The sequence below is a fragment of the Oleiphilus sp. HI0086 genome, assembly GCF_001635225.1.
Genome location: NZ_LWFZ01000897.1, coordinates 1 through 2,378, shown reverse-complemented (window position 1 = coordinate 2,378; position 2,378 = coordinate 1). Strand labels below are relative to the sequence as shown.

The 2,378-nt window shown below is 42.3% G+C and carries 2 protein-coding genes; both read right to left on the bottom strand.

The genetic code is table 11. The features are described from left to right. Positions 1–1,230 (bottom strand): DUF1631 family protein (locus tag A3756_RS16305; protein WP_156490537.1); only part of this gene is annotated, 1,230 nt, incomplete at its 3' end. A 203-nt stretch (positions 1,231–1,433) separates the two neighbouring features. Continuing rightward, a partial coding sequence (locus A3756_RS16300; RefSeq protein WP_068553948.1) for an HlyC/CorC family transporter occupies positions 1,434–2,378 on the bottom strand: 945 nt, incomplete at its 5' end.

The window sequence follows — 2,378 nt, the reverse complement described above, 5'->3', positions numbered from 1 at the left end:
GAGCTTGCGGGCAGGGTGTTTGCTAGAGCTGAAGAAACTATTGTCTTTAATGACTACTTTGAGTATGGGTATTTGTAAGCGGCTAATGAGGACTTGTATCGGCGCAGCCAGATTATAATCCTCTAGAATAAATTCAAATAGCATTGAGACAAGGTTGATCAAGTCTTCATCTATTTGCTTAAATTTTGGTTGGGTTGTTGGCTGATCGCTGCCTTGGCTTAGTTGGGCTTTTAGCTGCTGATGAATATTAATAACCTTAGGGTCAGCGCTATTGTTAGTTGATGGCGCTATATCCTGGATGGCAGAGAGTAGCGATATTAAGTCTTGAGTGCTCACATATTGAGTGGGCAGGCCAGTATTGTAATCAGCACTGAGCGCTTGGGGGCCTAGATTATTACGAATATTTGCTAGTAAGTTTTGCAGCTGAGGTAGTACATTTGTAGTGTTTTGCTGCTTGGCAGTCGTGTCTTCGGAAGCATGCGTTGATTTATCATGTGGCGAAGAGGCAGTCTTGCTACCTTGCTTGGTGCGAGGTGCTTTTAGCGATGGCATAATGCCAAGGCGTATTAATGTTTTGTTGGCTTCGTCTAGCACAGGACCAAGGTTTGATAGAACATATCGATCAAATTGCTTAAAAACAATTAACCGCTCTTTTAACTCTATTTCAAGCACTTCACAGGCGCTTGTAAAGCTTTCTATTACGTCTTTTAAGCCTAGAGGAAGGTTTGCATCTTCATTGTTCTCGCAGCCGTATAGGTTGCAAATTCGAGTATGAAACTGAAGTAAAGGGCCTTGAAAATTTGCCTGGGCTTTAGTCGCCATAGATGATATCGCGACTTCCTCTTCGAGGTCGTCATTCTGAACTAGGCTTAGACTTTCAAAACCTTTCGGTTCGACTGGTGCGTTTAGTTTCGAAGAGGGAGTAAGAACTTGCTCAAGGGAAAACTGCGCTTCGATACTGGACTTAAAGTCATTCTCAATATTCTTGCGCTTAATGCGAATATCGCGCATTGCTTCAAAGAAGCGGTTTTGTTCATTGTTGTTTCTAGCATTGTTAGCAAGCTCGAAAAAAGAGTCATCTATGCCGTCAAACATGCCTTGCAGAAGGGCATGCATGTCTCTTACAACAATATTGCAAATTTTGAGAGCTTCAGCTGATCTTGCGTTATCGAGCCTGGAAGGTCGACTATTGCGATCTCCGATAAAGCTAACGCTAGATGACTTATTCATCGTCCTTTCCCGTATGCTGAATGACTTTCAATGCTTAACAAAAATAAAGGCACTGAACAAAAGCAGGTACATCTTACCCGCAATATAAAAATTATTACTACTTCTATATCAATCCTGAGATTATAAAGCAAATATATATAAAAAAAATAACAAATTATTACATAAGACAAAAAAAATGAGTGGTGCGTTTGTTTTTTCAGTTTCTATGGTGAAATTTGGGCGGTTCTAATGACGTTATCCTTGATTTGTCTGATTTCTGTCCGGTGATGCTGAAGGTAAAGGCAAACGGGGGTGTCAGGTATGGTTTCGAGAGTTTCCGTTATCAAGCCGTTAAGTGTCTTCGGACCGTTGACAGGTAGGTTCCAGCCAAGTGTTTTGTTAATATTTCGAATCGTGGCTGTGCCATCGATGAGAAATGAACCATCTTCTTGAGGTGTGATGTCTTGGCTGCTGCTTGAAGAGTAATCAGTAGTGAACTCCCCAACAATTTCCTCCAGAATATCTTCCATTGTGGCAATGCCGAGAGCGTCGCCATACTCATCAACTACAATGGCAATTCGACGTTTCTCCCGCTGGAAGTGTATTAGCTGGGTGTTGAGTGTAGTACTCTCAGGAGTGAAGTAAGGTTCTCTGCAAGCTTGAAGTAGCATGGCTTTGTTCGGTTCGTCATTTGAAAGTACGCGAGTCATGCTGCGAAGGTGTAGGATGCCAATGATGTTGTTTATATCGCCCTTGTATACGGGGAGGCGTGTGTGTTGGGTGGTTTTTAGTTGCTGAAAAATATCATCCAGGTCATCGTCTATATCGATGCCAACAATCTCGTTTCTGGGAATCATGATGTCGTTAACGGTGACTTTCTCTAGGTCTAGAATCCCCAGTAGCATTTCCTGGTGTTTGCGTGGGATCAAGGTGCTAGATTCATTAACAAGTGTTCTCAGTTCTTCTCGGCTTAGGTGGTTTTCTTCTTCTCCGTTTGTACTAAAGCCGAGTTTTGTTAATAGGAAATTAGTAACAAGGTTAACTGACCAGACAGCTGGGTAGAGTAGCTTTAGTAGAGGTTTTAGTATGTGTGCGGCGGGAAAGGCAACCTTTTCCGGGTGGTAGGCTGCAATGGTTTTAGGTGTTATCTCAGCAAAAATTAGTATAAC